At 60.5% G+C, this 26,487-nt stretch carries 27 protein-coding genes and 1 pseudogene; 18 read left to right on the forward strand and 10 right to left on the reverse strand.

The genetic code is table 11. The annotated features are described in order from the left end of the window. The first annotated feature begins 120 nt into the window (after positions 1–120). From aroC to AACX99_RS17820, 5 genes are all read left to right on the forward strand, one after another. A complete protein-coding gene (gene aroC, locus AACX99_RS17800; RefSeq protein ID WP_339413755.1) occupies positions 121–1,212 on the forward strand; it encodes a chorismate synthase in 1,092 nt (363 codons plus the stop codon). 88 nt (positions 1,213–1,300) lie between these two features. Next, entirely contained in the window at positions 1,301–2,452 is a 1,152-nt protein-coding gene (locus AACX99_RS17805) for an MFS transporter (RefSeq protein WP_339413756.1), read from the forward strand. A 58-nt stretch (positions 2,453–2,510) separates the two neighbouring features. Next, complete coding sequence (locus AACX99_RS17810) at positions 2,511–3,059, forward strand: acireductone dioxygenase (protein ID WP_339413757.1); 549 nt, start codon at positions 2,511–2,513, stop codon at positions 3,057–3,059. 75 nt (positions 3,060–3,134) lie between these two features. Next, entirely contained in the window at positions 3,135–3,326 is a 192-nt protein-coding gene (locus tag AACX99_RS17815) for a PLDc N-terminal domain-containing protein (protein ID WP_275961538.1), read from the forward strand. Positions 3,327–3,333: 7 nt separating this feature from the next. Beyond that, positions 3,334–3,846 carry a histidine phosphatase family protein gene (locus AACX99_RS17820; RefSeq protein WP_339413758.1) on the forward strand — a complete coding sequence of 171 codons (513 nt, stop codon included), beginning with the start codon at positions 3,334–3,336 and terminating at the stop codon, positions 3,844–3,846. A 13-nt stretch (positions 3,847–3,859) separates the two neighbouring features. Here the strand turns inward: AACX99_RS17820 and AACX99_RS17825 are convergent, their stop codons facing one another. The 4 genes from AACX99_RS17825 to AACX99_RS17840 all read right to left on the reverse strand — a co-directional run bounded on the left by AACX99_RS17825 (position 3,860) and on the right by AACX99_RS17840 (position 7,950). Further along, on the reverse strand, positions 3,860–4,357 hold the full coding sequence (locus AACX99_RS17825; RefSeq protein WP_339413759.1) for a methylated-DNA--[protein]-cysteine S-methyltransferase: 498 nt from the start codon (positions 4,355–4,357) through the stop codon (positions 3,860–3,862). A gap of 4 nt (positions 4,358–4,361) precedes the next feature. Then, positions 4,362–5,246, reverse strand: coding sequence for a DNA-3-methyladenine glycosylase family protein (locus AACX99_RS17830; protein ID WP_339413760.1), 885 nt, complete (start codon positions 5,244–5,246; stop codon positions 4,362–4,364). A 109-nt stretch (positions 5,247–5,355) separates the two neighbouring features. After that, the gene (locus AACX99_RS17835; protein WP_339413762.1) at positions 5,356–6,798 is read right to left on the reverse strand and encodes a methyl-accepting chemotaxis protein; all 1,443 of its coding nucleotides are present in this window, start codon (positions 6,796–6,798) and stop codon (positions 5,356–5,358) included. A 129-nt stretch (positions 6,799–6,927) separates the two neighbouring features. Continuing rightward, positions 6,928–7,950: an AraC family transcriptional regulator gene (locus tag AACX99_RS17840; protein WP_339413763.1), complete on the reverse strand. Its 1,023-nt coding sequence runs from the start codon at positions 7,948–7,950 to the stop codon at positions 6,928–6,930. Positions 7,951–8,161: 211 nt separating this feature from the next. Between AACX99_RS17840 and AACX99_RS17845 the strand changes: the two genes are divergently transcribed. From AACX99_RS17845 to AACX99_RS17885, 9 genes and pseudogenes are all read left to right on the forward strand, one after another. Next, complete coding sequence (locus tag AACX99_RS17845) at positions 8,162–9,007, forward strand: glycosyltransferase (protein WP_339413764.1); 846 nt, start codon at positions 8,162–8,164, stop codon at positions 9,005–9,007. A gap of 236 nt (positions 9,008–9,243) precedes the next feature. After that, positions 9,244–10,719 (forward strand): flavin-containing monooxygenase, encoded by a 1,476-nt coding sequence (locus tag AACX99_RS17850; RefSeq protein WP_339413765.1) that lies wholly within the window; start codon positions 9,244–9,246, stop codon positions 10,717–10,719. Continuing rightward, positions 10,703–11,632: an alpha/beta hydrolase gene (locus AACX99_RS17855; protein WP_339413766.1), complete on the forward strand. Its 930-nt coding sequence runs from the start codon at positions 10,703–10,705 to the stop codon at positions 11,630–11,632. Before AACX99_RS17850 ends, AACX99_RS17855 begins: the two co-directional genes overlap by 17 nt. After that, a pseudogene (locus tag AACX99_RS17860) lies at positions 11,633–12,396 on the forward strand (SDR family oxidoreductase). Between the two features lie 457 nt (positions 12,397–12,853). Then, on the forward strand, positions 12,854–13,189 hold the full coding sequence (locus AACX99_RS17865; protein WP_108490342.1) for a ribonuclease E inhibitor RraB: 336 nt from the start codon (positions 12,854–12,856) through the stop codon (positions 13,187–13,189). Between the two features lie 110 nt (positions 13,190–13,299). Continuing rightward, the gene (locus AACX99_RS17870; RefSeq protein ID WP_339413768.1) at positions 13,300–14,007 is read left to right on the forward strand and encodes a type 1 glutamine amidotransferase; all 708 of its coding nucleotides are present in this window, start codon (positions 13,300–13,302) and stop codon (positions 14,005–14,007) included. A 167-nt stretch (positions 14,008–14,174) separates the two neighbouring features. Continuing rightward, positions 14,175–15,593, forward strand: coding sequence for a circularly permuted type 2 ATP-grasp protein (locus tag AACX99_RS17875; RefSeq protein ID WP_339413769.1), 1,419 nt, complete (start codon positions 14,175–14,177; stop codon positions 15,591–15,593). Then, a complete protein-coding gene (locus AACX99_RS17880; RefSeq protein WP_339413770.1) occupies positions 15,587–16,537 on the forward strand; it encodes an alpha-E domain-containing protein in 951 nt (316 codons plus the stop codon). Before AACX99_RS17875 ends, AACX99_RS17880 begins: the two co-directional genes overlap by 7 nt. After that, a complete protein-coding gene (locus AACX99_RS17885) occupies positions 16,534–17,331 on the forward strand; it encodes a transglutaminase family protein (RefSeq protein WP_339413771.1) in 798 nt (265 codons plus the stop codon). The genes AACX99_RS17880 and AACX99_RS17885 overlap by 4 nt, the downstream gene beginning before the upstream one ends. Before the next feature lie 515 nt (positions 17,332–17,846). On the opposite strand, the gene AACX99_RS17890 is transcribed toward AACX99_RS17885, so the two are convergent. The 4 genes from AACX99_RS17890 to AACX99_RS17905 form a co-directional block, all read right to left on the reverse strand. Then, the gene (locus AACX99_RS17890; RefSeq protein WP_339413772.1) at positions 17,847–18,974 is read right to left on the reverse strand and encodes a mechanosensitive ion channel family protein; all 1,128 of its coding nucleotides are present in this window, start codon (positions 18,972–18,974) and stop codon (positions 17,847–17,849) included. Between the two features lie 189 nt (positions 18,975–19,163). After that, positions 19,164–19,976 carry a cytochrome c gene (locus AACX99_RS17895; RefSeq protein WP_339413773.1) on the reverse strand — a complete coding sequence of 271 codons (813 nt, stop codon included), beginning with the start codon at positions 19,974–19,976 and terminating at the stop codon, positions 19,164–19,166. Continuing rightward, positions 19,973–20,332, reverse strand: coding sequence for a rhodanese-like domain-containing protein (locus AACX99_RS17900; protein WP_339413774.1), 360 nt, complete (start codon positions 20,330–20,332; stop codon positions 19,973–19,975). Before AACX99_RS17900 ends, AACX99_RS17895 begins: the two co-directional genes overlap by 4 nt. Before the next feature lie 120 nt (positions 20,333–20,452). Further along, the gene (locus AACX99_RS17905) at positions 20,453–20,617 is read right to left on the reverse strand and encodes a hypothetical protein (RefSeq protein ID WP_339413792.1); all 165 of its coding nucleotides are present in this window, start codon (positions 20,615–20,617) and stop codon (positions 20,453–20,455) included. 386 nt (positions 20,618–21,003) lie between these two features. On the opposite strand from AACX99_RS17905, the gene AACX99_RS17910 reads away from it, so the two are divergent. The 3 genes from AACX99_RS17910 (at position 21,004) to AACX99_RS17920 (ending at position 25,013) form a co-directional block, all read left to right on the forward strand. After that, positions 21,004–22,209 (forward strand): acetyl-CoA C-acetyltransferase, encoded by a 1,206-nt coding sequence (locus tag AACX99_RS17910; RefSeq protein WP_339413775.1) that lies wholly within the window; start codon positions 21,004–21,006, stop codon positions 22,207–22,209. Positions 22,210–22,337: 128 nt separating this feature from the next. After that, entirely contained in the window at positions 22,338–24,497 is a 2,160-nt protein-coding gene (locus AACX99_RS17915; protein WP_339413776.1) for a 3-hydroxyacyl-CoA dehydrogenase NAD-binding domain-containing protein, read from the forward strand. 114 nt (positions 24,498–24,611) lie between these two features. Further along, entirely contained in the window at positions 24,612–25,013 is a 402-nt protein-coding gene (locus AACX99_RS17920) for a lysozyme inhibitor LprI family protein (RefSeq protein ID WP_339413777.1), read from the forward strand. Between the two features lie 3 nt (positions 25,014–25,016). Here AACX99_RS17920 and ptrC read toward each other — a convergent pair whose 3' ends face one another. Together ptrC and AACX99_RS17930 are read right to left on the reverse strand one after the other, a co-directional pair. Continuing rightward, positions 25,017–25,214, reverse strand: a complete 198-nt coding sequence (ptrC, locus tag AACX99_RS17925; RefSeq protein WP_339413778.1) for a type III secretion system co-regulatory protein PtrC — start codon at positions 25,212–25,214, stop codon at positions 25,017–25,019. A 27-nt stretch (positions 25,215–25,241) separates the two neighbouring features. Beyond that, positions 25,242–25,376, reverse strand: coding sequence for a hypothetical protein (locus AACX99_RS17930; RefSeq protein ID WP_339413779.1), 135 nt, complete (start codon positions 25,374–25,376; stop codon positions 25,242–25,244). A 222-nt stretch (positions 25,377–25,598) separates the two neighbouring features. Between AACX99_RS17930 and AACX99_RS17935 the strand changes: the two genes are divergently transcribed. Next, entirely contained in the window at positions 25,599–26,327 is a 729-nt protein-coding gene (locus AACX99_RS17935; RefSeq protein ID WP_339413781.1) for an amidotransferase, read from the forward strand. The last annotated feature ends 160 nt before the right edge of the window (positions 26,328–26,487 follow it).

The following is a 26,487-nucleotide window of genomic DNA, read 5'->3' on the forward strand; positions in this document are numbered from 1 at the left end:
TCCTGAAGGTTCGAGGATGATCTGTACGGACGCCACGGGTATACTCGCCGCCTTTACTCAAGTGGGGTTTTGCGCCGGCTGGCGTAGCCTCGGAGCTGATTTTCGCGGAGCGTTTTGCACATGTCCGGCAATACCTACGGCAAGCTGTTCACTGTCACCACCGCTGGCGAAAGCCATGGCCCGGCGTTGGTCGCCATTGTCGATGGCTGCCCGCCGGGGCTGGAGATTAGCCTGGAAGACCTGCAGCGTGATCTTGATCGGCGTAAACCGGGCACCAGCCGCCACACCACGCAGCGCCAGGAAGACGACGAGGTGGAAATCCTCGCCGGGGTGTTCGAGGGCAAGACCACCGGTTGCTCGATTGGCCTGCTGATCCGCAATACCGATCAGAAGTCCAAGGATTACTCGGCGATCAAGGATTCCTTCCGCCCGGCCCACGCCGATTACACCTATCACCATAAGTACGGCGTGCGTGACTACCGCGGTGGTGGCCGCAGTTCGGCGCGCGAGACCGCCATGCGCGTGGCCGCCGGTGCCATCGCCAAGAAGTATCTGGCCACCCAGGGTATCGTGATTCGCGGCTATATGAGCCAGCTGGGGCCGATTGAAATTCCGTTCAAGAGCTGGGGCAGCGTCGAGCAGAATGCCTTCTTCAGCCCCGATCCGGACAAGGTGCCGGAGCTGGAAGTCTATATGGATCAGCTGCGCCGTGATCAGGATTCGGTCGGCGCAAAAATCACCGTGGTTGCCGAAGGTGTGATGCCGGGGCTGGGCGAGCCGATTTTCGACCGTCTGGACGCCGAACTGGCCCATGCGCTGATGAGCATCAACGCGGTCAAGGGTGTGGAAATCGGCGCAGGTTTCGCCAGTGTGGCGCAGCGCGGCACCGAGCACCGTGACGAGATGACCCCGGAAGGTTTTCTCTCCAATAACGCCGGCGGCATCCTCGGCGGTATCTCCAGTGGCCAGCCGATTGTTGCGCACCTGGCGCTCAAGCCGACCTCGAGCATCACCACGCCGGGGCGTTCGATTGATATTCACGGCAACCCGGTGGATATCATCACCAAGGGCCGTCACGACCCGTGTGTGGGTATACGCGCCACGCCAATCGCCGAGGCAATGATGGCCATCGTGCTGATGGACCATCTGCTGCGCCACCGCGCGCAGAATGCCGACGTGCGGGTCAGCACCCCGGTGCTGCCGCAGCTGTGACAGCCCGCGTAGGTTGGGTTGAGCGCAGCGATACCCAACACTGCGCCCCCTGGGAATCGCTCTGCTCAACCCAGGCTACGGCCAAACCATGAGCGGCGTATTGCCTTACTGGCGCCTGTCCGGTTTCTACTTCTTCTATTTTTCACTGCTCGGGGCCACTGCGCCGTTTCTCGCGCTGTATTTCGACCATCTGGGGTTTTCTGCCGCGCGGATTGGCGAGCTGATCGCCATTCCCATGCTGATGCGCTGCATCGCGCCGAATATCTGGGGGTGGCTGGGTGACTACAGCGGGCGGCGGCTGGCCATCGTGCGCTTCGGCGCACTCTGTACGCTGCTGTGCTTTGCCGGGGTTTTTATCAGCCAGAGCTACGCCTGGCTGGCGTTGGTCATGGCGCTGCATGCGTTCTTCTGGCATGCGGTGCTGCCGCAGTTTGAAGTCATCACTTTTGCCCACCTCAAGGAGCAGGCGCCGCGCTACAGCCAGATTCGCCTGTGGGGCAGCATCGGCTTTATCGTCGCGGTGGTGGGGCTGGGCAAGCTGTTCGAGGTGCTCAGCCTGAATGCCTATCCCTGGGCGCTGATCCTGATCATGAGCGGCATCGTGTTGAGCAGCTGGTGGGTGCCCAATGCGCAGCCGCAGATGCGCCCGAATACCATGGAGCAGGGCGGCTTTCTGCAACAGTTGCGGCGGCCGGGGATTCTCGCCTTCTACCTCAGCGTTGGGCTGATGCAACTGAGTAATGGCCCTTACTACACCTTTCTCAGCTTGCACCTGGAGGCGCTGGGTTATTCGCGCGGGGTGATCGGCCAGCTGTGGGCGTTGGGCGTGCTTGCCGAGATCGTGCTGTTTATGGTTATGGCCCGGTTGCTGGCGCGTTATTCCCTGCGTACCGTGCTGCTGGCGAGTTTTCTGATTACCGCGGTGCGCTGGCTGCTGCTGGGTAACCTGGCCGGGCATCTGCCGGTGTTGCTGTTCGCTCAGCTGATGCATGCGGCAACCTTTGGCAGCTTCCATGCGGCGGCCATGCATTTTGTTCAGCGCAGCTTTGCCGACCGTCAGCAGGGCCAGGGCCAAGCCCTGTACGCCGCATTGGCAGGCGTTGGCGGTGCGCTGGGTGCACTGTATTCCGGTTACAGCTGGCACAGCCTCGGCGCCGCCTGGACCTTTGCCATTGCCAGCTTGATTGCTCTGGCGGCTGCGGTGATTACCGCGTGCTATATGCGCGATGAGCGATCTTGAGCCCTTATCTGTTGAATTGAACACCTGAATTGAAACCGACCGTACGAGAGCCCTGACCATGAGCAGCCTGACCGTTTACCACCAGTCCTCGCCCGAGTACCCGAACAAGCTGCTGACCCATATTGAAGACATTGCCAGCACCCTGGCTGCGGTCGGCGTGCAGTTCAGCCAGATCCCAGTACAGCAGGCGGTTACGGCCGGTACTGCCAGCGCTGAGTTGATGGCGGCCAGCAGCGCACAGATTGATCAACTGATGACGACGTCTGGCTACGCCAGCGCTGAGGTCCTGAGCCTGTGTGATGAGCGCGGCGAGGGCAGTGAGCTGGCCCGTGCGCTGCGCGAGGAACAGAGCTGCCAGCCGGCGCACCTGCACTACTACCTGGCTGGCCGCGGCTTACTGGCGCTGCATATCGGTGAATATGTCTACAGCCTGTTGTGCGAGAAGGGCGATCTGTTGCAGTTGCCCGCTGCCACCGCGCACTGGTTCGATGGCGGCGAGCATCCGCGCTTTGCGCTAGTGCGCCTGTTCGATAGCCCGCAGGTGCCGGGCTTTGTGCCTGTTGAGGGTGATTTTGCCGCCGCCTTTGCCGGGCTGGATGGCTGCTGATTGGCCGCAGTGCTGAACTCTTATGACTAGCGTCTATCCTAATTAAGCGAAACCTTCGCATAGGAGCGGCAAATAATGGGTTCAACATTCAACGGTTTATTGGGGCTGGTCATTCTGGCGCTGGATATCTGGGCGATTCTCAGTGTCATCAAAAGCAACGCCGAAACGGGCATCAAGGTGTTGTGGATATTGCTGATCGTCTTGCTGCCGGTAATCGGCCTGATTATTTGGGCGCTGATGGGACCGCGCGGTACGGTCAAGTTTTAGCAGGCCGTTGAAAAGCTACTTGGGCTGGCAATACGGCGCCTGGGCCGCACTGCGTGAAGACCGCGCCGTACTGCTGATACGCCATGCCACAGCGCCGGGTACGGGTGATCCGGCGAATTTCCAGCTGACTGATTGCCGTACTCAGCGCAATCTCAGTCAGTTTGGTCGCGAACAGGCACAGCGCTGGGGACAGTTGTTGCGTAGCCAATGGATTGAGCCGCGCCTGCTCAGTAGTCGCTGGTGCCGCGCGCAGGATACGACCCGCGAAATGGGCCTGGGCGCAGTCGAAGCGCTGCCTGCTTTGGATTCATTCTTTCAAACACCCAAAACCGCCCGCGAGCAGACGGCTGCGCTGATCAAACAGATCAACGCGCAAGCTCGTGGCGCGTCGTTGGTGCTGGTTTCCCATCAGGTCAATATCACTGCGTTGACCGGCATTTACCCGGCATCAGGTGAGGGACTGATTCTGGCGTTACCGCTAGAGGCCCAGGCGCGCGTACTGGCGCGAGTTAAGCCCTGAAACGCGACGCAGGTTAAATACTCAGCAGGCGCTGTTCCGGTAGCTGCGACCCTTCCAGTTTGAGCAGCAGCGCCTTGCGCGGCAGGCCACCGGCATAACCGGTAAGGCTGCCATCACGGCCGATCACCCGATGGCAGGGAATGATGATGGCAATCGGGTTAGCGCCATTGGCCGCGCCGACAGCGCGCACTGCCTTGGGCCGCGCGATCTCGGTGGCGAGGTCGCTGTAGCAGCTTGTCTGGCCAAACGGGATGGTCTGCAGCGCCTGCCACACGGCCTGCTGAAAAGCGGTGCCCTGCGGGGCAAGGCGCAGATCGAAGCACAGCCGGCGTCCCGCGAAGTATTCATCCAGTTGCCTGCATACCTCATCCAGCTCGCCTGCGGCGCTGCGCCAGTGTTCGCTGATATGCCAGGGTTTGTCGTCGATATCCATCAGCAGCTTTTGCAGGCCGGTTTCGTCACCCGCCAACAGCAGGCGGCCGATAGGACTGTCGTGGTAGCGGTAGAACATCGCTTCAACCCTCCGAGTAGTTGTGCCACAGGTGTGCGGCGGCATACGCGCGCCAAGGCCGCCAGGCTTCGGCGCGGGCTGTGAGCTGTTTGGCGTCGATGCCAACCGCCCCCCACACCGGTGCCTTGAGCAGGCCCAGGTCGCTGGCGGGAAAGGCATCGACCTCGCCAAAGGCGCGTAGGGCAATATATTCCGCCGTCCACGGGCCGATGCCGGGCAGGGCGCACAGCTGCTCGACAAAGGCCGTGTAGCCAGCCTGCAGATCTAGGCGCAGCGCACCGCTGGCCACCAGCGTGGCGAAGTGCTGCAAGGTCTGTACGCGCTTGCCGGGCATGCCGATGCCATCCAGATTGGCTTCGGCGATGGCAGCTGGGCTGGGGAACAGCCGTTGAATAGCAGGTGCATCGGCAAACTGCAGTGGCTCGCCCAGACGGGTAACCAGGCGACCGGTGATGGTCACTGCTGCCTTGACCGTGACCTGCTGGCCAACGATGGCTCGCACCGCCTGCTCGAACGGCTCGAAGGCGGTTGGTAGGCGCAAGCCGGGATTACGCGCGACCAGCGGTCCGAGCTGCGTATCGGCGGCAAAGTGCGCGCTAATCTGCTGTGGCTGGCAGTCTAGATCAAACATCTTGCGCACCCGCGCGGTAAGTGTCGCCAGGCAGGGCTGCAGCGATTCGCTGTAGTGCAGCTGCAGTGCGTGCTGATCATCCAACGCTTGCACGCGGAACCAGCCGCGCTGGTCATCGAACTGCACGCTGCGGGAATAGCTATGTGACTGTAGGTTCTCCACCCCAGCCAGGGCGCGCAGGGCAAAGTGCGCATGGAATTGTTGCCACTGCCAGGGCGGTTGGTAGGTCAGTAACAAGGTGTTGGGTGTTTGGCTCATGGCCGAACAATACCCGTCGCTCGGCTGGCTGTCAGCGTAGAACTGACTTTCAAACTGGAGTGGTTGAGGCTTTTACCCTCTCCCTGATGTGGGAGAGGGTCCTGCATAGCTAAGCGCTGGCCACTCGCTGATGCAATTGATGCGATAACTGCTCCAGCTGCTGGCCGAGCTGCACCAAGGATTCCTGGGCTTGCAGTAACTCGGCGCTGGCAGCGCGCTGGCGTTGGCTAGCGTCACGCTGTGCGGCGCTGTTGTCGCGTACGTGCAGCAGTTGTTGATGGGCGTGGGTAAGCGCCTGGCTGTGCTGCAGGATCGAATTGGATAGGTTGTCGGTCAGCCCGGCATTGCTGCTTAGCGCGGTGCCGACATCGCTGACCTGGGTAGCGCCGGTGTCGATAATCTGCTGCGACTGGCCCAGTACGTTCTGCACCGTATCCGCGGTTTCGTTGCTGCGCTGCGAGAGGTTGCGCACCTCATCGGCGACCACGGCAAAGCCGCGGCCATGTTCGCCCGCACGGGCCGCTTCGATGGCTGCGTTAAGCGCCAGCAGGTTGGTCTGTTGGGCGATGGCGCTGATCATCTGCATGGATTCGGCGATGCGCTGGTTGCTCTGCTGAATCGCCTGCATGCTGGCCTGGGCATCTTCCATACGTTGTGCGCAGGCATTCACCTGGCTGCTGCTGTGCTGGGTGTCCTGGCTGAGCTGCTGCATGTGGTCGGTGCTGGAAGCAAGGCTGTCGAGCACTTCATGCAGGGCCAGATCCAACTGGTGCATGGCGTCGGCCTGCTGTTGCACATCGGTGTCGATGCTCTGGCAGCGCTGGCGAATGCCGCCGAGGGTCTGTTGCAGCTGACCGGCCATCTTCAGCAGGTCGCTGGCGGTGCTGCGCACTTCATCGACGATGCCGCCGAGCTGCTCCTGATTGCGTGCGGCGCGCTGACCGAACTCGCGGGACTCGCTAAGCGCCAGCCCGGCATCGGCCAGCGCCTGATTGCGCAGCTGTGCGCTGTACCACTGCGCCAGCCATACGGTTAGCACCGGCAGGATAAACCCCGAATAGGTGTTCACTGCGGCATCGCGAGGACTCAGTTCGAACACTGGCAGGCTGGCGCCGCTGCGTTCCAGGCGGATCAGCCAGAACACGAACAGCACCTGCACCAGGCTCCAGACCATGGCGCTACGTGCGCCGGCCAGTAGGTAGGCGAAGACGATGATTACCGCTGGCCAATAGATATGCGCCGAGTGCAGGCCGCCCAGCTGGTAGATCAGCAGCATCGAGTAGCTGGCCATGCAGGCCAGCGCCATATTCGCCGCCACGGCCAGCGGCAGCACGGCGCTGCGCATGACCAGCAACATCAGCGGCATGCCCAGTACCAGCAGCAGCGAGCCGTACATCAGCGCCTCGTTGCCCATGCGGCCCCATTTGATGCAGCTGTACAGGCCGATCACCACGCTGCACAAGCCGCTGAAGGCCAGGGTGCGGGCCAACAGAATGCTGGCCTGGTCGGTCAAATCATGTGGCAGGAACTGCCCAAGGAAACCCTGTCGCATGAAAACTCCAGTCAGTAGGTTGTTCAGCAGTATCGGCGCAAATGATCGCCGACTTGAGCGTGGAAACTGCCAATTTGGCGGATGAAATAGCAAAGTGCCATCTGCGCCGACGACTTGTCAGCCGCGCTTTCAGGTCAGTGCTTGGCGGTACTGGCCTGGCGTCTGGCCTTTCCAGCGTTTGAAGGCATGCAGAAAATTCGACACTTCGCTATAGCCCAGGCGTTCGGCAATCTCCTCCAGGCTCAGGCTGGCGATGGCCAGCAGTTCTTCGGCCAGGGCCTGGCGCACTTCTTCCTGCAACTGGCGAAAGCTGCTGCCCTGATCTTCTAGGCGGCGGCGCAAGGTGCGGCCGCTGAGATTCAGCTCGCTGGCGATCAGCTCCATATCCGGCAGCCGGCCAGGTGTGCTCAGCAAACGGTCACGAATCTGTCCGGCCAGGCCGCTGCGCACTTGCCGTTTGGCTAGCAAAGCCTGGCTTTGCAGCTCACAGAGTTGCGCGTTGTGCGGATTGGCACGGGGCAGGGGCAGGTCGAGCAGATGACGGGAAAAACTGATGCAGTTCTGTGCGCAGGCGAACTCCGGCAGCAGGCCGAATTGCTCGATAAAGCGTGCAGGATCAGCCGGCGCTGGCATGCTCAGCTGCACCCGGCACAGGGGCAGCTTGGCGCCGGTCAGTTCGCGCTGAATCACCATCACCGCCACGGCGTCGCGCAGCAGAAGGAAATCGCGCACCTGATCCGGCAAATGGCTGCCATCCAGCTGCAGATGCGCCTGGCTGGCGTCTTCGCGCAAGGTGATGCGGGTGAAGGCAAAGGTCAGGTCCAGGTAGCGCAGGCCCAGCTCGGCGGCCTGGCGGAAGGTCTGGCTGCTGAGCAGGGCGTAACCCCAGATGCCGTAAGTGGTCAGCTGATAACGCAGGCCGGCTTGCAGGCCCAAGTCGTATTGCGCGGGCAGGGCGTCGATAAGATTGCGGATCAGTTGCAGTTCCTGCTCGCCGTCGATTTCACTGTGCAGCTCGGCCAGCTGCAGGGGGTTGAGGCCGGTGTTGTGCAGGCAGCGTTCGACACTCAGGCCATGGTCGATGCCCAGTTGGGTGAGCAGTTGCACGCTGGTGATGCTGCGCCGTGGCAGGGAGGTGAGGGCGGCCGACATGAGTTTGTCCGGAAGTCACAATAGAGTGATCGAATATGCCATAGCGATGGTGCGCTGCGCGAAGGCTGCCCAGACAGTTGCCGAGGCAGCAGACCTGTGCTTGATCTACCAGCGGCAAAGCATTAGCGTACGCCGAAATTTGCCTCCGGCTCCCAGGGCTGAGTGCATCAGATTTTAGCGGAGCCAGGCAGTGGCAGAGGAACTCCAATATATGCAGGAAGTAATCAAGGTTTTCGTTGGCTGCGACCCCAACGATTGCGATTTGGAGCAAATGATGGTGCTGGACTACAGCATTCGCAAACACTGCTCCATGCCTGTCGAGATCCACTGGATGCAGCTTTCCCGCGACCCGCAGAGTTTCTGGCATTCCAATCCTGCGCAGCAGCAGGGGTGGCGTACCGAAGCCTGGACTACGCCGTTCTCGGGCTTTCGCTGGGGCATTCCGGCCTACTGCGGTTACCAGGGCAAGGCCATCTATATGGACACGGATGTTATCGTTCTGTGCGACCTGGCTGAGCTCTGGCAGCTACCTTTTGAGCCCGGCAAGGTAGTCATGGCTAAGGGTGGGCAGGAGTCCTGGCGGTTCTGCGTGTCGATGTGGGACTGCGCTGCGGCTGAAAAGCACCTGCCCGCGATTGAGGAGATCAAGAGCCGGCCGGAGATGCATCAGCAACTCAAGAAGTACTATAAGGTCAACACGGGAGTGATACAGCCGTTCGATACCCAGTACAACAACATCGACGGCGAGAACAGTCCGATTGAGCAGATCAAGATTCTTCACTACTCGGATATGGGCACCCAGTTCTCCCACTATCTCTCGGTTCCGCGTCTGGCCGAGGAAGGGCGAAAGCATTGGTTCGATGGTCAGATCATGGCGCACCCACGCAAAGACCTGCAGAGCCTCTTTGATCGCTACTATCAGGAGGCGCTGGACAACGGCTATAGCCTGAACAACTACCGGCTACCCGAAGTCTTTGGCGAGTTCCCCAAGTTTTCGCAGAAGACCTACACCGGCAACCGCATGACTCGGCCCAAGCACTGGTGGAAGTTCTGGTAGTCGCTGCGAACACATCCGCGCCCACTGAGTGTTGATCTGCGTACTTTGCCATTGCTGATTCGAGCTCTGTGGGTGTTCCGATTACTCGGAAATTTACTTTTAGTGCCAGAGCCTTCCTCCGTGCTCAGGCGGGCTGTCCGAAAGTCACAATTCTTTGTCCGGCTATGCCATAACCTTTGTCTACCCAGGTAAGTAGCATCCTGGCATCCGCACTGATTGCGGTTGGGGACATAACAATGCACAACAACTCCCAGAACCAGGCCCCGTTGCGCGTGCTGATTATCGGCAGCGGCTTTGGCGGCCTGGGCATGGCCATCCAGTTGCAGAAGGCTGGGGTCGAGGACTTTCTGATCCTGGAGAAGGCCGCAGAAATCGGCGGCACCTGGCGTGACAACAGCTACCCTGGGGCGGCCTGCGATGTGCCGTCGCACCTGTATTCGTTTTCCTTCGAGCCGAAAAGCGACTGGAGCCGCAAGTTCGCGCCCCAGGCGGAAATCCACGGCTACATGTTGCACTGCGTGGCCAAGTACCAGCTGCGTTCGCGCATTCGTTGCAATGCCGAGGTGGCCTCGGCGGCATTTGATGAGGCAGCAGCGCTGTGGCGGGTGACCTTGAGCAATGGCGAAGAACTCTGCGCCGAGGTGCTGATCAGCGCCTGTGGTCAGCTTAACCAGCCGGCCTATCCGGCGTTGCCGGGGATCGAGCAGTTTGCCGGTGAGGCATTTCACTCGGCGCGCTGGCGACACGATCTAGATCTGACCGGCAAGCGCGTGGCGGTGATCGGCACTGGCGCCTCGGCGATTCAGTTTGTTCCGCAGATCCAGCCCAAGGTGGCGCAGCTGCAGCTGTTTCAACGCTCGCCGGCCTATGTGTTGGCCAAGCCGGACCGCGCCTATCGGCCGTGGGAGCTGGCGGTGATGCGCCGGCTGCCCTGGGTGCAGCGTATCGACCGTGGCCTCAAATACGTGCAATACGAAGCGCGCGGCTTGGCCTTTATCAGCATGCCGTGGCTGATGAAGCTGTTTCGCTTCAGCTTCGAACGTCACCTCAAGCAGCACATCCGTGATCCGCAACTGCGCACCCAGCTGCAGCCGGATTACCCCATGGGCTGCAAGCGCATCCTGATCAGCAATGACTATCTGCCGGCCCTGGCGCAACCCAATGTGACGCTGATCAGTGAGGCGATCAGCCGCGTCAGCGAGCGCGCCATCATCACCGCCGATGGCCGCGAGCACCCGTGCGATGTGCTGATCTACGGCACCGGTTTTGCCGCCACGAGTTTTCTCGCACCGATGCAGATTCGCGGCCTCGACGGGCAAGACCTGAACCAGGCCTGGCGCGACGGCGCCGAGGCCTACAAGGGCATCAGCGTTAGCGGCTTTCCCAATCTGTTTATCCTTTACGGGCCCAATACCAACCTGGGACACAATTCGATCATCTACATGCTCGAAAGCCAGTTCCGCTATGTGCTCGGCTGCATCGATTTGCTGCGCCAGCAAGGCACCCGTTATGTCGACGTAAAGGCCGCAGTACAGCAGCGCTACAACCAGCAGATTCAAGCCAGTTCACATCGAACGATATGGGAGCAGGGCTGCTCAAGCTGGTACAAAACCGCCGCCGGCAAAAGCACCAACAACTGGCCGGGCTATACCTTCACTTACCGTCTGCAGACCCGTGCACCGGAGCCCAATGACTATGAATGCACCCGTTGAATTCACCGCACCCGTAGCTGACCAGGCGTTACTGCGCAGTGCGCTGCGTACCAGCTTGCGTCTGTTGTTCCGTGGCCTGGTGCGCCCACCGATGCCGATTGCCGGCCAGCGTGCGGTGCTGCGCCTGCTGACGGCTGCCAGCCCGGCGCCGCGCGGCATCACTCGTAGCGCTGGCAACCTGGGCGGGCGACCTTGTGAGTGGCATAAACCGCAGAGCGGCCGCGGCACGGTGCTGCTGTACCTGCATGGCGGTGCTTACCTGATCGGCGGGCCAAATACCCACAGGGCGATCTGCTCCAACCTGGCCAAGCGCGGGCAGATGGAGGTTTGCGCGCTGGATTACCGCCTGGCACCCGAGCATCAGTACCCAGCCGCCCGTGACGATGCCTTGGCGGCGTTTCAGGAACTGCTGACGCTGGGTTATACGCCCGAGCAGATCGTGATTGGCGGCGACTCTGCTGGTGGCAACTTGGCGTTGATTACCAGTTTGCGTTTGCGTGATCTGGATCTGCCGCAACCGGCAGCGTTGGTGTGCTTCTCTCCGGTCACTGACTTTACCGGCACGCAGCTGCACGAGCCGCCAGCCGGTGACCCGCTGATCCACCGCAAATGGGTGGAACAGGCCCTGGCGCTGTATTGCCCGGCGGGCTTGGCCCACGACGACCCTGGCTTGTCGCCGCAGTTTGCTGACCTGCATGGCTTGGCCCCTGTGTTGATCCAGGTGGGTGAAGACGAGATTTTGCGTAACGACAGCCTGCGTTTTGCCGACAAGGCCCAGGCGGCGGGTGTGGATGTGCGCCTGCAGCGTTATCCGGACCTATGGCATGTGTTCCAGGCCCACGCGGGCATACTAAAGGCTGCCGATTTTGCCCTGGCTGAAGTGGTGAGCTTTCTGCGTGAGCGAGGCTGCTGAGTGAGCAATATCCTGATTACCGGCGCGGCCTCGGGGATCGGCGCAGCGACTGCCAGGCTGTTTCACCAGCATGGCTGGCAGGTCGGCTTGCTGGATATCAACCATCAGGCGCTGGCCAAACTGGCCGGTGAGTTGGGCAATGTCTGGCATGCCGAATTGGATGTGGCTGATCCGGCCGCGGTCAAGGTTGCTCTGGCCGACTTTTGCGGCCTACATGGCGGCCAGTTGCGTCTGCTGTTCAACAGCGCCGGGATTCTGCAATGTGGACACTTTGAAGAAATCGAACTGAGTGAGCATGCGCGCATCCTGCAGATCAATGTGCAGGGCCTGCTGAACATGACCCACGCGGCTTTTACTTACCTGAAAGCCACGCCCGACGCCCAGGTGATCAATATGGGTTCGGCCTCGGGTGTTTACGGTGTGCCGCATCTGGCCAGCTATTCGGCGTCCAAGTTCGCTGTACGCGGGTTGACCGAGGCACTGGATCTGGAATGGGCCAAGCACGGCATCCGCGTCGGCGATTTGATGCCGCCGTTTGTCAGCACGCCGATGCTCAATAACCAACGCTTCCAGGCCCCGGTGCTGCGCCGTCTGGGCGTCAAGCTTGAGGCCGAGGCCGCGTGGCCCAGGCTGCTTGGGCGCAAAGCCGCAGCCATGCGGTACACCGGCCGATCAGCCTGCCATTCAAGCTGTTGTACTGGTCCGGCCAACTGACGCCTGTTTGGCTGAGCCGGCGCATCATGGCTTGGTTAAGTCGCGAGTAACTACCTGGCTATATATAGGCTAGAGCCTGTTTCGGGGCGCGTGAGCTAGAGCGAGACAAGGCAGAAATGGCCGAGGGCGCGGAGTTTACGGTTGTAAATGAGCAGCCCGAGGCCATTTCTAACGCCGTATCGCCGACGCGCAGCCGGCCCGATACAGGATCTAACAACTTTCGCTGGGCAAAGACTGTTTTATGGGGCTAGTCTGCAACTAGCGCTTCTGACTTGTTCGCTCTGAACAAGCCTGCGTTGACCAGTCCTGTTTTCAGGTCTGGCTTATGACATATCAAGCAGCATATCGCTTGATTCTCGGGCGGCACTGCAATCGGTGCCGTAACACCGCTGAAGCTCTGGCGGTCGCAATGGGAAAGCGTTTACCAGGTCGTTGCACTGCAGTATCGACACCTAGTTGGTTCTTTAGCGTCCTGTAAATTTATCCATCGCCTGAGGAGGTCACTTCATGAGCACAGCCTTGCACGATGATGTCAGTAACGGGGTTTTACGGCGGATGAAGGAGGGTGGCTTCGACTTTGCCAGCTTCCATCCCATCGAGTTCTACGCCCTTTTCCCTGATGAGGAGCGGGCCCGTATGGCGACCCGCAAATTTCGCGGTGAGTCTTTACACGCCCTGGTGACCGAGCGTGATGACGGTGTATGGCACCTGCAAGTCAGTAAAGTAATGTTCGCGACATATCACGGCATCGATGACTTCGAGCATGATCTGGAGTCCGTCGTGGCGCCGCTTGGCGGCAAACTGGATGGGTGGGGCGTTACCCAGGAGGTAAGGCAGCCCTGAAGCCTGCACACTGGCCAGCCATAAGCTGGCCAGTGTCTTTTACTCCGCTAACTCGCCCCCCAACCAATCGCCCCTCGACCCCAGCCTGCGCTTTGCTTCAGACTTGGCGCATGAGCGATATCCTGATTTTTACCCATATTGACTACTGTCCGCCGGCCCATCTGGGTAAGGTGCTGGAACAAGCGGGCCATCCTTTTACCGTGCTGCGCGCGGACCTTGGCGAGTTGCAGGGCATCGACCTTGACCGGCCCAAGGCCGTGGCCATTATGGGTGGGCCGATGAGTGTCAATGATCCGCTGCCCTGGCTGGCCACCGAAGTGGCCGCGCTGCAGCATTTTATCCGCCGCGATATTCCGCTGATCGGCCATTGCCTGGGTGGTCAACTGTTGGCCAAGGCCCTGGGCGCGGAAGTCAGCCGCATGCCCTATACCGAAAGCGGCTGGCAGCCGCTGACCCGTCTTGACCAGGCGGCGCCTAGCCCCTGGCTGGAGCATTTGCCCGAACAGTTCCCGATGTTTCAGTGGCACGGCGACAGCTTTGCCATTCCCGCCGGTGCGCAGGCTTTGCTTAGCAGCCCCTGGTGCAGCAACCAGGCGTTTGCCTGGGGCGATAAAGTCCTGGCCCTGCAAGGCCACCCGGAAATGAACGAAGCCCTGGTACGCCAGTGGCTAGACGATTGGCACCACTTGCTGGATGACACCCAGCCGAGCCAGCAGAGCAGGGCGCAGATGCTCGACGAGCTGCCGGCTAAGATCGCTGAACTGAATCGCGCGGCCGGAGGCTTCTACCGGCACTGGCTGCATTTGGCCGGTTTGTAAGCCGCCGCCATAAAATGGCGCGGCCAGTGATAGGCAGGGCACTGATACGTCTTATCTTGGTGCGAAATGATCACGGTAATTATTTAACCAATTGATATTTAATATATTTTTGTAGTGGCGCGGGCTTTGCAACGTTGTCTCCATGTCCGGGTGACAAGGAGTACGGCATGGCCCGCATCTTTTATGACGAGATGTACGACGCGAGTGGCGCTGTCCGCCCGCACTATCAAGCTTTTGCCCGCTGGTTAGCGGATACCCCGGATGAACTGCTGGCCCAGCGCCGCCGTGAAGCCGACCTGCTGTTCCATCGCGCCGGGATCACCTTCACCCTGTACGGCGATGATCAGGGCACCGAGCGCCTGATTCCATTCGATATCATTCCCCGCAGCATTCCGGCCAGCGAATGGCGCATCGTCGAACGCGGTTGCATCCAGCGCGTGCAGGCGCTGAATATGTTCCTTGGCGACCTTTACCACGACCAGCGCATCATCAAGGCCGGCATTGTTCCGGCCGAGCAGGTGCTGGCCAATGAGGGCTACCAGATCGCCATGCAGGGCCTCAACTTGCATCGTGACCTTTACGCGCACATCGCCGGCGTCGACCTAGTACGCGATGGCGACGGTAGTTACTACGTGCTGGAAGACAACCTACGCACCCCCAGCGGCGTCAGCTACATGCTCGAAGACCGCAAGATGATGATGCGGCTGTTCCCCGAGCTGTTCGCCGCCCAGCGCGTGGCGCCGGTTGATCACTACCCCAACTTGCTCCTCGATACGCTCAAATCCTCCAGCCCGTTGGATAACCCCAATGTCGTGGTGCTGACGCCGGGGCGCTTCAATAGCACGTACTTCGAACATGCCTTCCTCTCCCGTGAGATGGGCGTGGAGTTGGTCGAGGGCGCAGACCTGTTTGTGCGCGACGACAAACTCTTTATGCGCACCACATCTGGGGCCAAACAGGTGGATGTGATCTACCGTCGCCTCGACGATGCCTTCCTTGACCCGCTGGCGTTCAATCCGGGCTCCATGCTCGGCGTACCCGGCCTGCTGGCCTGCTACCGCAGCGGCAACGTGGTGCTGGCCAATGCTGTAGGCACTGGCGTGGCGGACGATAAATCGGTCTATCCCTACGTCGACGACATGATCCGCTTTTACCTGAGCGAAGAGCCGATCCTGAAGAACGTGCCGACCTTTCAGTGCCGAAAACCGGCCGAGCTTTCCCACGTGCTGGCCAATCTGGAGCAGCTGGTGGTCAAGGAAACACAGGGTTCTGGCGGCTACGGCATGTTGGTTGGTCCCGCGGCCAGCAAGGCCGAGATCGCAGAGTTCCGCACGCGGCTGATCGCCCGGCCAGAAGCCTATATCGCGCAGCCAACCCTGTGCCTGTCGACCTGTCCGACCTTTGTTGAGCGCGGTATTGCACCGCGGCATATCGACCTACGCCCGTTCGTTCTGTCGGGCAAGGAAACCCGCATCGTCCCTGGCGGCCTGACCCGCGTGGCATTGCTCGAAGGCTCGCTGGTGGTCAATTCGTCCCAAGGTGGCGGTACTAAAGACACCTGGATCGTGGAGGATTCACCATGCTGAGCCGAACGGCCTCTGATCTGTACTGGATGTCACGCTACTTGGAACGAGCGGAGAACCTGGCACGCATGCTGGATGTCAGCTACTCGCTGTCGTTGATGCCACAAGACGGTCGCGGCGATGGCCTGGAAGAATTGGCTCTGCCGCTGCTGATTACCGGCACCCTGGATGAATACCTGGCGCGCCATGGCCCGATGCATGCCGAGCGCATGCTGGATTTCTTCGCCTTGGATGCGAGCAACCCGGGGAGCATTTATTGCTGCCTGCAGGCTGCACGTAGCAACGCTCACGCAGTGCGCGGGCGGATCACCGCCGACATGTGGGAAAACATCAATGCCACCTGGTTGGAGATTCGCGGCATCGCCGAAGAGGGGCTGGGGCGTTACGGTATCAGCCGCTTCTGTGAGTGGGTCAAGGAACGCTCGCACCTGTTTCGTGGCGCCACCTTCGGCACCATCATGCGTGGCGACCCGTACCGTTTTATCCGGTTGGGCACCTTTATTGAACGCGCCGACAATACCCTGCGCCTGATCGATGCGCGCTATGAAATGCTCGGTGAGGACATCGACGAAATCGACGGCCGCCCAGCGCGTAGCTACTACCAGTGGACCGCGCTGCTACGCGCCTTGTCGTCATTCGAGGCGTTTGCCGAGATCTATCGTGGCTCGCCTGGTACGCGCAAAGTCTCTGAATTGTTGCTGCTGCGCGCCGACATACCGCGCTCGCTGCGTGCCTGCATGGACGAGCTCAACCTGATGCTCGCCAGCTTGCCCGGCGACAACGGCCGCCCAGCCCAGCGCCTGGCTGCCGAACTGGAAGCACGACTGCGTTACACCAGCATCGAAGAAGTGCTCGACGAAGGCCTGCACGCCTGGCTCACCGATTTCATCCTGCTGGTTCGCCAGCTAGGTCAAGCCATCCAAAGCTCCTACCTGGAGGTCGCATGAGACTGTCAATCAGCCACGACACTACCTATCGTTATCAAGATCAGGTACGCAATAGCATCCAGTATTTGCGCATGACCCCGCACGACAGTGAGCGCCAGCACGTGATCAGCTGGGCATTAAGTTTGCCGCGCCCGGTGCGCGCGCAAATCGACCCCTACGGCAATATCCTGCATGTGCTGACCCTGGATGAGCCGCACGAGTCCATCGTCATCGGTGCCCATGGCCAGGTGGAAATTGACGAGTCGCGCGAAGCCGAGCACGAAAGCCAGTCGGCCTGGCCGTTTCTGCGCTTTACCCGCCTGACCGAAGCCGACGTCGCCCTGCGCGAGTTCGCCCAGTTGCAAAGCCACAGCCGCGCTGACCGCAGCGGCCTGATCGACCTGATGTACGCGCTGAATGCGCACATCAGCTACCAACCCGGCACCACCGCCGTGGAAACCAGCGCCAGCGAGGCATTCGCCGGCGGCAGCGGTGTCTGCCAGGACCACGCCCACGCCTTTCTCGCCTGCGCGCGCAGCCTGGGCGTTCCGGCGCGTTATGTTTCGGGTTATCTGTTTACCGACAGCGAAGACCACCTGGCCAGCCACGCCTGGGCCGAAGCCTGGCTGGATGGCGCCTGGTACAGCTTTGACGTAACCAACTGCCTGGCCAAGCCGGAGCGGCATTTGAAGTTGGCCGTAGGCCTGGATTATCTGGATGCCTGCCCGGTACGCGGCATGCGCCGGGGCGGTGGCATTGAGCAGATGCACGCGCAGGTGGATGTAGCGCCGTTGCTGCAGGTGCAACAGCAGTAAGGCCGCTGCGCTGGCTTCGGGTGGGTTAGTGGCGCTGATCCGAGATTGATTGTCCAGCTCGGAGCTTGGGCGCCACGTAACCCACCAAGCGGTGGTCGCCGTTGTACTGGTTTGCCTGCTGGCGCTTTTAGGGATCGCTGTGCGGTTCAGTTTTCGCGGGCGGCTCTAGTTCTGGTTTCGCCCCTTACGGGCGAGTCCCTTTTGGCAATTGCCCCAAAAGGAACCAAAAGGTCTAGCCCCGACATCCGGCCCTGCCTGCGGCAGGGTTCGTGAACAGAATCATTGCTCCGAGGGTCGGCGTACAAGGGCCGTCCCTGGCCCTTTATCGCGGTGGCGCCCAGCGCCGCATCCATGCGGCTCACCCCTCTACATAACGATTCTGTTCACCCTCCTGAAGGGGCGTTTGGCGTCTATGCACGCTTTTTGGGGTAAACCAAACGCAACAGCACAGCGATTTGATGGGTATCGCGTTGCTCCACCTGCGCGGCCCGACCCATCCTACGAACTGGAGCTGCCTACTGCATCTGCGGGCTCTGGGCGTTGCCGTTGCTCTGTGGCTGTTCGCGAGGTGGTTCTGCGATGCGTATATCCGGCAGGTTGCCACCGATGAATTCCAGGCTGTAGGTGGGAAAGGCGAACTGCACTTCGAGATCACGCAGGCCCTGTAGCAGGCCCAGGTTTATTTCCTGTTGGATATCCATGTACTTGTTGTAGTCCGAACTCAGCACTAAATAGACCACCTCAAATGTCAGCTGGTAATCGTCGAATGCCAGAAAATGGGCGCGATCAAACTTTGTATCTGGTACGGCCCTAATCACATCGGCCACTAATTGGCTGACTTTGCGAACTTTCTCGGTCGGTGTGTTGTAGGTGATGCCGAATTTGAAGACGATTCGGCGGGTGTTCATACGCTTGTAGTTGTGCAGCGTCTGGCGCAGCAATTCGGCGTTCGAGCAGACAATCTGCTCGCCGCTCAGGCTGCGGATGCGCGTAGTTTTCAAACCGATATGCTCAATTGAGCCGGCTACGTCGCCGAATACCACGAAATCGCCGATCACAAACGGCTTGTCGACGCCGATTGATAGCGACGCAAACACATCGCTAAGCAGCGTTTGTACCGCTAGTGCCACTGCGATACCGCCGACGCCGAGGCTCGCAACCAAAGCAGTAATGTTCACGCCAAGGTTGGCCAGAATCGACAGCAACATGATCGCCCATACCAGCACACGAATCATGATTGCGATGATGGTGGTCGTTACCGGGTTACGTGTGCTGCCATCGGGGTGCGTCAGTAAACTGCTAGCCCATAGGCGTATGCCGCTGTCAAACCACAGCGCGATCTGTAGCGACAGGGCTACGAACCAGCCATGGCTAAGGCCTGACTCCCATTTGTCGGAGAGCTCCACCAGCTTCAGAGCAAGCATTAGAGAAAATGCGAAGAGCAGGAAGCGGCTGGTCTGACGGAATATTTCGGCTATTAGCCGATAACCCAGTTTGTGGCGTTTCTCTGCCCAGGTCGCCATATGCGCGCTTAGCCGAGCCACCAGGGCGCGCATCGCTGTGTAGATCACCAAAGTGGCAATCGCCACAATGACAATATTTATCCAAAGGGTTTGATTGAGCCAGAACTCCCAATTTGCCATTGGTATAACAACCTCCGCTGGAGAGGCGTGTTCACGCCCCTATACGCTTTCGCCAAAAAATACGTTCCAGTTCTTCGGTCGGTTGTGGCGTCAATAAGTTCACTCGGTGTGACTGGAGGAAATCAGCAGAGGAACGTTCTCCGTTACCGATTCACTTCGCTGATTGGGTGAGGCTCGTCAACTTACTGGCTACTCAATGGCTGTTTTGCGGCCCGCCATATGCGAGAGATAGTCCAATAAGTTGGCGAGTTCGGTGCGGCTCAATAGCGCTTCGTTAAACCCTGGCATCTTGCCCTGCGGCCAGCGCCGTAAGCTCTGCGGATCGCGGATATAGCGGGTTAGAAAGTCGCCGCTGAAATACTCGGTCGGGTTATGCGGAATATTCAAATCGGGGCCGAATTGCGAGTCGCCTGCGCCGTTCAGGCGATGGCAGGCCATGCAGTTCTTCTGGTACTGGACAAAACCGGCCTGCACCGCCGGGCTGGCGTCTGCCGCTGGCAGTAGTTGCGGGAAGCGTTGCGTCACCGGGGCTAGTTTGCGGATGGTGGCGAGTTGGAAGGGCCATTGTTCTGGGCCGATCTGGCTGGCGCCGGGGTTTTGCCAGACGAGATAAAACGGTCCCGCGCTGGGTTTACCGTTGCCTAGGGTGGGCCAAGGCTGCTCTGGGTCTTCTATGGCCAGCCAGGCCTGGCTGCCGGTTTGGCTTAGCGCGGGAGCGGCGGAGAGTTCGGCGGCAAAGCCGTCACTGGCCAGCAATTGCAGGTGATCACCTGGCTGCACGCCTTCCAGCAGCGCCGCCAACGGCACGGCGCGGTAATGCATGTTGCGTTTGTAGCTGACGTCGTCGCTGATCTCGATGGTCTGCGCCTGCGGGTGGGCGAGCAGTTGGGCGCTGCTCAGGCGCTGGCTGCCGTTGCCCAGTTCCAGGGTCAGTTCGGCGGCGTGCAGGTGGCTGAAGGATAGGAGGGTGAGCAGGGTGATGCAGAGGGTGCGTTTGTTCAATCCTGCGACTCCAGAGCCAGTTTCAGTTCGTCATAGCCGCCAGCGTTGATCAGGTTGCTGTAGCCCAAGGCACGCAGGCTTTCTTCGGCGATGCCGGAGCGACGGCCGCTGCGGCAATACAGCACGATAGGGGTGTCCTTGTCCGGGGCGAGGGCGCTGATGCGGCTGGCGATCTGTTCATGCTCGATCTGCTCGGCTCCGGGCAATGCGCCGGCGGCAAACTCATCGGCGGTGCGTACATCGATCAGCACGCTTTCCGGTGATTGCAGGGCGACAACGGCGGCGCTGAGTTCGGCTTCGCCGGCCAACAGAGGCAGGCTGACCAGCAGGCCGAGGGTGGTAAATAGGGTGCGCATGGCGTGCTCCTTGGGGTGATTGAAATCACCCTAGCACAGGCGCCAGCTTTCAAGCGGTGCAGGGTTGTGCTGCCGCTGCCGGCTCACTCCACGGTGGCAGGCAGGGCAGGAAATCAGGGTTTAGCTGACTAAGCGGGTCAGGTTGGGAAGAATCAGAATGACGGTGGTGGCAAACACGATCATGCCTGCCTGACGCATTTTCACTGGATTGAACATGGCGGTTGGCCTTGTTGTTTTTTGCGGGTGGTCGTCGCTGTCCTGCTCAATATGCGGATGCGACGCCACGCCTCGTGTTGATCATTCAAGCCGCCCCGGCAAAACCCGGCGACGACGCCTACAACAGCCGACCTGCGCTCTATTTGCCGGTGGCTTGGTTCAACTGTAGGGGCGCGCAGCGTCTGGCTATAGACGCCTTGATTACTAAGGTGCGCGGGTTAGTTGCCAGTGGTTATGACGCAGGCCCAATTATTGGCAAGCGGACCTTGAGCTAGACGTGCTTATTGGCCCTCGCTCAGTGATTGACCGTTTGTCTGAGCTGAGCGGTCAATAGGCCTGAGCACTTCGGTCATTGAGCCTGTCTGCGCGCGGCGTATGGTGACTGCACTCAACAAAAACAGGCGTGGGTTCGACCTACGCCATCAGCCACCCTCCATTGGAGGTCTGAGGACGCCATGACCGAAGCATATATTTTCGATGCCGTGCGCACGCCCCGCGGTAAGGGCAAGAAGGACGGCGCGCTGTACAGCATCAAGCCGGTCGACCTGATCGCCGGCCTACTCAAGGCGCTGCAAGCGCGCAATAACCTGGACACCAGCCAGGTCGATGACATTGTGCTCGGCTGCGTAACGCCGGTGGGTGATCAGGGCGCGGACATCGCCAAGACCGCGGCCATGGTGGCCGATTGGGATGTCAGCGTGTCGGGCGTGCAACTCAACCGTTTCTGCGCCTCAGGTCTGGAAGCGGTGAATATGGGCGCAATGAAGGTGCGTTCCGGTTTCGAGGACCTGGTGGTGGTCGGCGGTGTCGAGTCGATGTCGCGCATTCCCATGGGCTCCGACGGTGGGGCCTGGGTGATGGACCCGGCGACCAATATGCACACCCACTTCACTCCGCAGGGTATCGGCGCCGACCTGATCGCCACCCTCGAAGGTTTTAGTCGCACGGACGTCGACAGCTTCGCCCTGCGCTCGCAGCAGAAGGCCGCCCGCGCCAGCAAAGACGGCTCGTTCAGCAAGTCACTGATTCCGGTGGCGGACCAGAACGGCATCGTGCTGCTTGATCACGACGAATTTATCCGTGGTGAATCCACTCTCGAAGGCCTGGGCAAGCTCAAGCCGAGCTTCGAAATGATGGGCCAGATGGGTTTCGACAGCACCGCGCTGCGGGTCTACAGCCATGTCGAGCAGATCAACCACGTACACACCCCGGGCAACAGCTCGGGCATCGTCGACGGTTCGGCCTTGATGCTGATTGGCTCCGAGGCCAAGGGTAAGGAACTGGGCTTGAAGCCGCGTGCGCGCATAGTCGCCACTGCGGTGACCAGTACCGACCCGACCATCATGCTCACCGGCCCAGCGCCTGCCACCCGCAAGGCGTTGGCCAAGGCTGGGTTGAACGTCAATGACATCGACCTGTTCGAGGTCAACGAGGCGTTTGCTTCGGTGGTGATGAAGTTTATGAAGGACATGGGCATCAGCGAGGACAAGGTCAACGTCAACGGCGGCTCCATCGCCATGGGTCATCCACTGGGTGCAACCGGTTGCGCCATCCTCGGCACCCTGCTCGACGAACTGGAGAAACGTCAGCTGCGTTACGGCCTGGCCACTTTGTGCGTAGGCGGCGGTATGGGTATTGCCACGATTATTGAACGAGTCTGATCAGGCGTAGGAGCGGGCCATGCCCGCGAAGCCGACGTTGTGCTGATGATCGCGGGCATGGCCCGCTCCTACGGTTTCTGCGTTGCCCACCAGTTGAGTGCAACTGCCAGTGAGAAAGGAATTAAGTAATGACTGACGCCATCCGTTACGAAAAAGGCCAGGACAATATCGTCGTGCTGACCATGGACATGCCCGGCCAGAGCGCCAACACCATGAACGCGGTATACCGCGAGGCCATGGGCAAGGTCGTCGACCGCCTGGAAGCCGAGAAGGACTCCATTGCCGGGGTGATCGTTACTTCAGCGAAGAAGACCTTCTTTGCTGGCGGTGATCTGAATGAACTGATCAAGGTCACCAAGGCCGACGCGCCGGCCTTCTACCAGATGATTCTCAACATCAAGGGCCAACTGCGCCGTCTGGAATGCTTGGGTAAACCCGTGGTCGCTGCGATCAATGGCGCGGCCCTGGGTGGCGGCTGGGAAATTGCTCTGGCCTGCCATCACCGTATCGCTCTGGACAGCTCCAGCATCCAGCTCGGCCTGCCGGAAGTAACTCTTGGCCTGCTGCCGGGCGGCGGTGGTGTGGTGCGCATGGTGCGTCTGCTCGGCCTGGAAAAGGCTCTGCCGTACCTGGTCGAAGGCAAGAAGGTCCGTCCGGACGCCGCGCTCAAGGCAGGCTTGATCCACGAACTGGCTTCCGACAAGGATGACCTGCTGGCCAAGGCCCGCGCCTGGATCGCCACCAACCCGGCGCCCAAGCAGCCTTGGGATGTGGCGGGTTACAAGATCCCCGGCGGCACGCCGTCGAGCCCGAACGTGGCCCAGATGCTGGCCATCGCCCCGAGTGTTTTGCGCGACAAGACCAAAGGCTGCTTCCCGGCGCCGGAGAAGATCATGTGTGCCGCTGTCGAGGGTGCTCAGGTCGACTTCGACACCGCGCAGATCATCGAAGCGCGCTACTTCACCGAGCTGACCACCGGCCAGGTGGCGAAGAACATGATTGGCACCTTCTGGTTCCAACTCAATGAAATCAACGCTGGCGGCTCTCGCCCGCAAGGCTTCGAGCCCTACGTGACCAAGAAGGTCGGCGTGCTCGGTGCCGGCATGATGGGCGCCGGTATTGCCTATGTGTCGGCAGTCGCCGGTATTGAGGTGGTGCTCAAGGACATCTCCATCGAGGCGGCCGAGAAGGGCAAGGATTACTCGGCCAAGCTGCTGGAGAAGAAGGTCGGCCGTGGCCAGATGAGCGCCGACAAGCGCGATGGCATCCTGGCGCGAATCAAACCGACGGTTAGCGATGCCGACTTTGAAGGCTGCGACCTGATTATCGAAGCGGTGTTCGAGGATCGTGACCTCAAGGCCAATGTCACTGCCGCTGCCGAGCGCGCTGCGTTAGCGGATGCAGTGATCGCCTCCAACACCTCGACTCTGCCGATCACCGGCCTGGCCACTGCCGTGCAGAAGCAGGACAAGTTTATCGGCCTGCATTTCTTCAGCCCGGTGGACAAGATGCCGCTGGTGGAAATCATCAAGGGCGAGCACACCAGCGACGAGACTCTGGCGCGCGGCTTCGACTACGTGATGCAGATCAAGAAGACCCCGATCGTGGTCAACGACAGCCGCGGCTTCTTCACCTCGCGGGTGTTCGGCACCTTCACCAACGAGGGCCTGGCCATGTTGGGCGAGGGCGTGAGCGCTGCAATGATCGAAAACGAAGCGCGCAAGGCCGGCATGCCGGTCGGCCCGCTGGCGATCAGCGACGAAGTGTCGATGAGCTTGATGAACCATATCCGTCAGCAGACCATCAAGGACCTCGCCGCCGAGGGCAAACAGATCCCTGCGCACCCTGCGTTCGCGGTGATCGACATGATGCTTAACGAGTACAAACGGCCGGGCAAGGCGGCAGGTGCCGGCTTCTACGAATATCCGGCGGCCGGCGCTCCGGCGGGTGGCAAGAAGCACCTGTGGCCGGAGCTGAAGGCGCGTTTCGAGAAGCCGGACGCGCAGATCTCGCAGATCGACGTACGTGATCGCATCCTGTTTATCCAGGCCATCGAAACCGTGCGCTGCGTGGAAGAGGGCGTGCTCAAGTCGGTGGCCGACGCCAATATCGGCTCGATCATGGGCATTGGTTTTGCTGCCTGGACCGGTGGTGCGCTGCAGTTTATCAATCAGTACGGGGTGAAGGACTTTGTCGCCCGCGCCCAGTACCTGGCTGAGCAGTATGGCGAGCGCTTCCTGCCGCCGGCGCTGTTGTTGGAAAAAGCGGCGAAGAACCAGGGCTTCTAAAATCGTCGTGTTCAAGCAAAAGTACTGAAAACCGGCTCCCTGTGAGCCGGTTTTTTATGGGCATGACACTAGACTGTTGCAACCGCCACGTGGGTGTGGCGCAAGGGAGGTGTTATGAACGTCGTGATACGCAGTGCGCTGGCAATCAGCCTGGGCTTACTGGCCGCACCGGTGTGGGCGGATGACTGCGCCAATGCCATGGATCAATTCACCCTTAACCAGTGCGCGGCGGCGGACTACGCCGCTCAGGACAAACGGCTGAATCAGCTGTACGGCGATTATCGCAAGCGTCTGGATGATGGGCAGAAGCAGCAGCTCAAAGAGGTGCAGCTGGCCTGGATCAAGTTCCGCGACCTGGCCTGCGCGTTTGAGTCGGCTTCGGTAGAGGGCGGTTCGGCCTATCCAATGGTGCTTAACGGCTGCCTGACGCAAAAGACCGCCGCGCGGGTCAAGGAGCTGGAGCAGCTGGCTGTTTGTGAAGAAGGCGACCTCAGCTGCCCGATGCCAGCGCAGTAGCGGTCAGCAGGCCTGACGGCCGCACACCAGCTGCTGGATAGCCTGACGCTCGCTCAGGTGAGTGGGCATGCGCAGGGTGGTCAGGGTGCCATCGCTGAGCTGAATGGCCAGCTCGGACTCGAAGTGGATGCCACTGTCGTCGACAGTGGCATAGGTCACGCCATAGACGTTCTGATTGCTCAACGATTGGGTGATGCTCATGGCGATTTCCTCGTGCTACTGGCGCAGTTATTTAGCGGCGTTCTGGTCGGGCTTAGGTTGTGCGGCTTGCACTTTCTCGGCTTGGCGCTGGCTGCTAGCACTGTGGCTGCTGGTAAAGGCTGAAGCGGCAAGCAGGCTGGCGATGGCGGAAAAACTGGTCATGGTGATGCCCTCTGGTGGGGGGGGGGCGCAGTGCCCGATGGCCAGATCATCTGCGCGTGCCGCTATCGACAGAAGTGAATGGTGCTTATGGTGACTATCGAGGGCGCTGATGGGCTCTGGGTAATTGGTCGGTTTTGCCCCGCAGCTATTGCCTTGCAGCCTGTCAGCAGGCACGCTTGCGCGCTGGTAAAACAACTTCCTGCGCCCTAGGTAACCGCCCATATGCCGCTGCAGATATGCATCCTGGAAACCGATGTTCTTCGCCCTGAATTGGTCGACCAATACGACAGTTATGGCCGTATGTTCGAGCAATTATTCGCCCGCCAGCCGATTGCTGCCGAGTTCAAGGTGTACAACGTGATGGAGGGGCATTACCCGCCGGACAGCGAGCGCTACGATGCCTATCTGGTGACGGGCAGCAAGGCAGATTCATTTGGCGCCGATGCCTGGATCCAGACGCTGAAAACCTACCTGCTGGAGCGCTACAATCGCGGCGACAAGCTGCTCGGTGTGTGTTTCGGTCATCAGCTGCTGGCGCTGCTGCTGGGCGGCAAAGCCGAGCGCGCAGTGCAAGGCTGGGGGGTGGGTATCCACCAGTACCGCATGGCAGGCAAACCGACCTGGATGAGCCCTGATCTGGAAGACCTGACTCTGCTGATCAGCCACCAGGACCAAGTCACCCAATTGCCGCTAAACGCCACCTTGCTGGCCAGCAGTGAGTTTTGCCCGATTGCCTCCTACTGCATTGGCGATCAGGTGCTGTGCTTCCAGGGCCACCCCGAGTTTGTGCATGACTACTCACGCGCGTTGCTCGACCTGCGCCAGCAGCATATTGGTGAGCCTGCCTACTCCAAGGGTATCGACAGCCTGCAGCGCGACCACCAGGGCCACACCGTGGCCGAGTGGATGATGCGCTTTGTCGCCCAGGGCCGCGCGGGCCTGGCTGAGTAATCTGCGATTGCACGAAAAGCCCGGTCACTGACCGGGCTTTTTTATGGCTATGTCCCAAGACCGTGTTGCAAGGACTACGCTTTAAGGCAGACATCCGCTTGTGAGGTCAGCCCACCATGGATACTCAAGCCTTTCAGCGCTGGTTGGCCCAGGTGAGCCA

The organism is Pseudomonas sp. EA_35y_Pfl2_R5 (assembly GCF_963970805.1).
Taxonomy (GTDB): domain Bacteria; phylum Pseudomonadota; class Gammaproteobacteria; order Pseudomonadales; family Pseudomonadaceae; genus Aquipseudomonas.

Coding starts and splice junctions, on each gene's coding strand:
- AACX99_RS17830 (WP_339413760.1), bottom strand. CDS start 5,246: ATGAGCCAAACACCCAACACCTTGTTACTGACCTACCAACCGCCCTGG.
- AACX99_RS17935 (WP_339413781.1), top strand. CDS start 25,599: ATGCCGCTGCAGATATGCATCCTGGAAACCGATGTTCTTCGCCCTGAA.
- AACX99_RS17810 (WP_339413757.1), top strand. CDS start 2,511: ATGAGCAGCCTGACCGTTTACCACCAGTCCTCGCCCGAGTACCCGAAC.
- AACX99_RS17835 (WP_339413762.1), bottom strand. CDS start 6,798: ATGCGACAGGGTTTCCTTGGGCAGTTCCTGCCACATGATTTGACCGAC.
- aroC (WP_339413755.1), top strand. CDS start 121: ATGTCCGGCAATACCTACGGCAAGCTGTTCACTGTCACCACCGCTGGC.
- AACX99_RS17815 (WP_275961538.1), top strand. CDS start 3,135: ATGGGTTCAACATTCAACGGTTTATTGGGGCTGGTCATTCTGGCGCTG.
- AACX99_RS17870 (WP_339413768.1), top strand. CDS start 13,300: ATGAGCGATATCCTGATTTTTACCCATATTGACTACTGTCCGCCGGCC.
- AACX99_RS17920 (WP_339413777.1), top strand. CDS start 24,612: ATGAACGTCGTGATACGCAGTGCGCTGGCAATCAGCCTGGGCTTACTG.
- AACX99_RS17845 (WP_339413764.1), top strand. CDS start 8,162: ATGCAGGAAGTAATCAAGGTTTTCGTTGGCTGCGACCCCAACGATTGC.
- ptrC (WP_339413778.1), bottom strand. CDS start 25,214: ATGAGCATCACCCAATCGTTGAGCAATCAGAACGTCTATGGCGTGACC.
- AACX99_RS17930 (WP_339413779.1), bottom strand. CDS start 25,376: ATGACCAGTTTTTCCGCCATCGCCAGCCTGCTTGCCGCTTCAGCCTTT.
- AACX99_RS17825 (WP_339413759.1), bottom strand. CDS start 4,357: ATGTTCTACCGCTACCACGACAGTCCTATCGGCCGCCTGCTGTTGGCG.
- AACX99_RS17915 (WP_339413776.1), top strand. CDS start 22,338: ATGACTGACGCCATCCGTTACGAAAAAGGCCAGGACAATATCGTCGTG.
- AACX99_RS17850 (WP_339413765.1), top strand. CDS start 9,244: ATGCACAACAACTCCCAGAACCAGGCCCCGTTGCGCGTGCTGATTATC.
- AACX99_RS17865 (WP_108490342.1), top strand. CDS start 12,854: ATGAGCACAGCCTTGCACGATGATGTCAGTAACGGGGTTTTACGGCGG.
- AACX99_RS17890 (WP_339413772.1), bottom strand. CDS start 18,974: ATGGCAAATTGGGAGTTCTGGCTCAATCAAACCCTTTGGATAAATATT.
- AACX99_RS17855 (WP_339413766.1), top strand. CDS start 10,703: ATGAATGCACCCGTTGAATTCACCGCACCCGTAGCTGACCAGGCGTTA.
- AACX99_RS17805 (WP_339413756.1), top strand. CDS start 1,301: ATGAGCGGCGTATTGCCTTACTGGCGCCTGTCCGGTTTCTACTTCTTC.
- AACX99_RS17910 (WP_339413775.1), top strand. CDS start 21,004: ATGACCGAAGCATATATTTTCGATGCCGTGCGCACGCCCCGCGGTAAG.
- AACX99_RS17840 (WP_339413763.1), bottom strand. CDS start 7,950: ATGTCGGCCGCCCTCACCTCCCTGCCACGGCGCAGCATCACCAGCGTG.
- AACX99_RS17885 (WP_339413771.1), top strand. CDS start 16,534: ATGAGACTGTCAATCAGCCACGACACTACCTATCGTTATCAAGATCAG.
- AACX99_RS17875 (WP_339413769.1), top strand. CDS start 14,175: ATGGCCCGCATCTTTTATGACGAGATGTACGACGCGAGTGGCGCTGTC.
- AACX99_RS17900 (WP_339413774.1), bottom strand. CDS start 20,332: ATGCGCACCCTATTTACCACCCTCGGCCTGCTGGTCAGCCTGCCTCTG.
- AACX99_RS17880 (WP_339413770.1), top strand. CDS start 15,587: ATGCTGAGCCGAACGGCCTCTGATCTGTACTGGATGTCACGCTACTTG.